At 69.9% G+C, this 3,782-nt stretch carries 2 protein-coding genes and 1 pseudogene; all 3 read left to right on the forward strand.

The window, feature by feature from the left end:
• Positions 1 to 568: exopolysaccharide biosynthesis protein (locus tag CLG85_RS26850; protein ID WP_260350347.1), on the forward strand; the 568-nt coding region annotated here is incomplete at its 5' end.
• A 217-nt stretch (positions 569 to 785) separates the two neighbouring features.
• Positions 786 to 1,805 carry a TerC family protein gene (locus tag CLG85_RS26855; protein ID WP_095880879.1) on the forward strand — a complete coding sequence of 340 codons (1,020 nt, stop codon included), beginning with the start codon at positions 786 to 788 and terminating at the stop codon, positions 1,803 to 1,805.
• A gap of 6 nt (positions 1,806 to 1,811) precedes the next feature.
• Positions 1,812 to 3,085: pseudogene (locus CLG85_RS26860) on the forward strand (hemolysin family protein).
• The last annotated feature ends 697 nt before the right edge of the window (positions 3,086 to 3,782 follow it).

The raw sequence follows: 3,782 nt of genomic DNA on the forward strand, positions 1-3,782 counted from the left end.
CGGGCCCGCGCCGGCCGGAACCGCGGCTGAGCGCGTCTCGATCGGCAACCTGCTGACCCTGCTCGCCGGCCGCAGCGGCGCGGCGCTGATGCTGGTCTTCGCCCTGCCCAACGTGGTGCCGATGCCGCCCGGGGTGTCGGGGCTGCTCGGCTGGCCGCTGGTCTATCTGTCGTGGCAGCTGATGCTGCGGCGCCCGCCCTGGCTGCCGCGGATCATCCTCGAGCGGTCGACCAGCGCGGCGGGCTTCCGCGCGCTGATCGCCCGCGTCGTGCCGCTGCTGGAGCGCGCCGAACGGCTGCTGCGCCCGCGGCTGCCGCTGATGACCACGCCGCTCGCGATGCGCGCCGCCGGCGCCGTCTGCCTTGGGCTGTCGGTGATCCTACTGCTGCCGATTCCGCTGGGCAACATGCTGCCGGCGCTGGCGATCAGCCTCTTCGCGCTGGGGCTGCTCGAACGCGACGGGATGTGCCTGCTGCTCGGCTTTGCCGTGGCCGGGCTTTCGGTCGCGCTGGTCTGGGGCGTGCTCTGGACCCTGCTCAAGGCGGTGGCGCTGCTATGGCCGCTCTGACCCCCGCCCCCGCAACACCGCGCGTGCAGAAATGCCCGCGCGGTGCCCTTGTTCTTCCCCTCCGTCACCCCCACCTCGAGATCCGCGGGCCGGGCCCCTCTGGCGAGCGCCAAAGCGCACGTGATGTCGGACCGCATCGAGAGCGCTCGATGCCCGGCCCGGATCGCCAGACGACCCCCCGCGGACCTCGAGCCTCGTTCCTTCGATGAGGTCCATTATGGAAATCCTTCTTACCCTGTTCTTGGGGCAGCCGCTGTGGATGTGGCTGACATTCCTTGCCATCGTGATCGGGCTGCTGGTGCTTGATCTCGGTGTCTTCAACCGCGACGACCACGTGATCGGCGTCGCCGAAAGCCTGAAGACCTCGGCGCTCTACATCACGCTCGGCGTGGCCTTCGGCGGCTTCGTGTGGTGGCAGCTGGGCACCGAGCCGGCGGCCCAGTACCTGACCGCCTTCGTGGTGGAAAAGACGCTGGCGCTCGACAACATCTTCGTCATCGCCCTGATCTTCGGCTTCTTCGCCATCCCCGCCGCCTACCAGCACCGGGTGCTGTTCTGGGGCATCCTCGGGGTGATCGTGCTGCGCGGCATCATGATCGGCCTCGGCGCCACGCTGGTCGAGCAGTACCACTGGGTGCTCTACGTCTTCGCCGGCTTCCTGATCCTGACCGGGATCAAGATGCTGTTTGCCGGCGGCGAGGAAGTGCATGACCTTGCCACCAACCCCGTGGTGCGCTTCCTCAAGCGCCGGCTGCGCGTCACCGACGAGATACACGGCCACGGCTTCACGGTGCGCAGACCCGACCCCGCCACCGGCAAGCTCATACGCTACGCCACGCCGCTGCTGCTGGCGCTGATCGTGATCGAACTGGCGGATCTGGTGTTCGCCGTGGACTCGGTGCCGGCGGTCTTCACCATCACCACCGATCCCTACATCGTCTACACCTCGAACATCTTCGCGATCCTCGGACTCCGGGCGCTTTACTTCGCGCTTTCGGCGAGCCTGCGGCGCTTTGCCTACCTGAAATACGCGCTGTCGGTGCTGCTGGTCTTCATCGGCTCCAAGGTCTTCGTCGCCGACCTGATGGGCTGGGACAAGTTCCCGCCGGTCTGGTCGCTTGGCATCACCTTCGCCATCCTGACCGCGGGGGTTGCCTACTCGCTCTGGAAGACCCGCGGCGACGCCGGTTCCCCGCCGCCTTCCCCTGAAACCGACACTGCCAGTGAGATCCGATAGACCCCGATGACCCTCGAGATTGCCATCGTCCTTGCCCTCATCCTCGTCAACGGCCTGCTCGCCATGTCCGAGCTGGCCATCGTCTCGGCCCGGCCGCGCGGCTGAAGGTAATGGCCGAGGAAGGCCGCAGCGGCGCCGCCACCGCGCTGCGCCTTGCCGAGGACCCGGGGCGCTTCCTGTCCTCGGTGCAGATCGGCATCACGCTGGTCGGCGTGCTCTCGGGCGCCTTCTCCGGCGCCACGCTGGGCGCCCGGCTGGCAGCGTCGCTGAGCGGCTGGGGCCTCTCGCCCGCGGCGGCGCAGTCGCTCGGCGTCGGCGGGGTGGTGGTGGTCATCACCTACCTGTCGCTGATCGTCGGCGAGCTGGTCCCCAAGCAGATCGCCCTGCGCGCGCCCGAGGCCGTGGCAACGCGCGTCGCGCCGCTGATGCGCGGCATCGCGCTCGTCGCCGCGCCGCTGGTCTGGCTGCTCGACCGGTCCGGCAAGGCGGTGCTCGCCCTGCTCGGCCAGTCCGGCGACCGCGGCTCCGACGTCAGCGACGCCGAGGTGCGGCAGGTGCTGACCGAGGCGCGCAGCGCCGGGGTGCTGGAACATGCCGAGACGCAGATGATCGCCGGGGTCATGCGCGTCGCTGACCGTGCCGCGCGCGACCTGATGACCCCGCGCCACGAGGTCGCGCTGCTCGACCTCAGCGACCCGCCCGCGCACCTCCTTGCCCAGCTGCGCGACAGCCGCCTCACCCGCATGCCGGTGCGCGACGGGGCCGAGGGCGAGGTGATCGGCGTGCTTGCCGCGCATGACCTGCTGAGCCCCGATGGTACGCTCCTCGACCCGCGCTCGCGCCTGATCGAGGCGCCGGTGGTGCGCGACGGCATGCCCGCGCTCGACCTCATCGAGACGCTGCGCGGCGCGCCCGCGCACATGGTGCTGGTCTACGACGAATACGGCCATTTCGAGGGGATCGTGACGCCGATGAACATCCTCGAGGCCATCGCCGGGGACTTCGGCACCGCGCCCGAGGCGGAGGAGCTGGTCACCCGCGCCGACGGCTCGATGCTGGTGGCGGGCGCGATGCCGGTGGACGAGTTCGCCGACCATCTCGGCGTGACGCTGACGCCGGGCCGGGGCTATTCCACCGTCGCCGGGCTGGTGCTCGACGAGATGGGCCGCCTGCCGCAGGTCGGCGAGGTGCTGGACTGGCGCGCCTGGCGGATCGAGGTCGTCGATCTCGACGGGCGCCGCATCGACAAGCTGCTGGTCAGCCGCGAGGAGGTCTCGTGACATCGGTCAGGAACCCTGTCGCGACCCCGTCGCACCGCGGGTTCCGCGGCGCGCGGCCCCGGTGGTGAGGGCACTAGGATGAGGATCGGGGGCACGCGGATTGCCGGCAGGATCGGGGCGCTCGCCGCCCTTCTTGTCGCGCTGTCCGCGCTCATTGCCCATCCCTCGCCGCGCATGCCACATGCCGGCACCCATCTCGCCGAGGCGACGATCGACGGCCTCACGCACCCCAAGACACGGGGTATTCTGCCCGCGGCGGAGACCGAGCGAGCAAGTCTGCGCGCCATTGACCCGGTCGGACCCGACCCGCTCTGGGTGCGCGCATTGCTGGCCCAGCCATTTCATCCGCCGCCGCGCGCAGCTGCGCGACGTCCGTCGCCCGCCCCTACATGCGCCCTCGCAGGCGACCGGGGCGGTCCTTCCAATCCGCCGCGCGCCCCTCCCTTCGCATGATCCCCTGAACCCCATCTGCAGCTGGCTCCCATCGGAGACCCGCGCCGGGGCACTCCTAGCCAACTTCTGACCAAGACATATTGTCACCTCCCGTACCGCCACGGCGCCGGGATCTGTCCGGGATCCATCATGCAAAGACCAACCTTCTGGAAGAGCCTCGGGGTGTGGAGCGTCTGCCTCCTGTGCCTGTGGCTCGCCCTGCCGAACGCCTTCTATTCCCGCGTCGAGCAGCACAACGACCTCG

This window comes from Alloyangia mangrovi, from assembly GCF_002300555.2.
GTDB classification, from domain to species: Bacteria; Pseudomonadota; Alphaproteobacteria; order Rhodobacterales; family Rhodobacteraceae; genus Salipiger; species Salipiger mangrovi.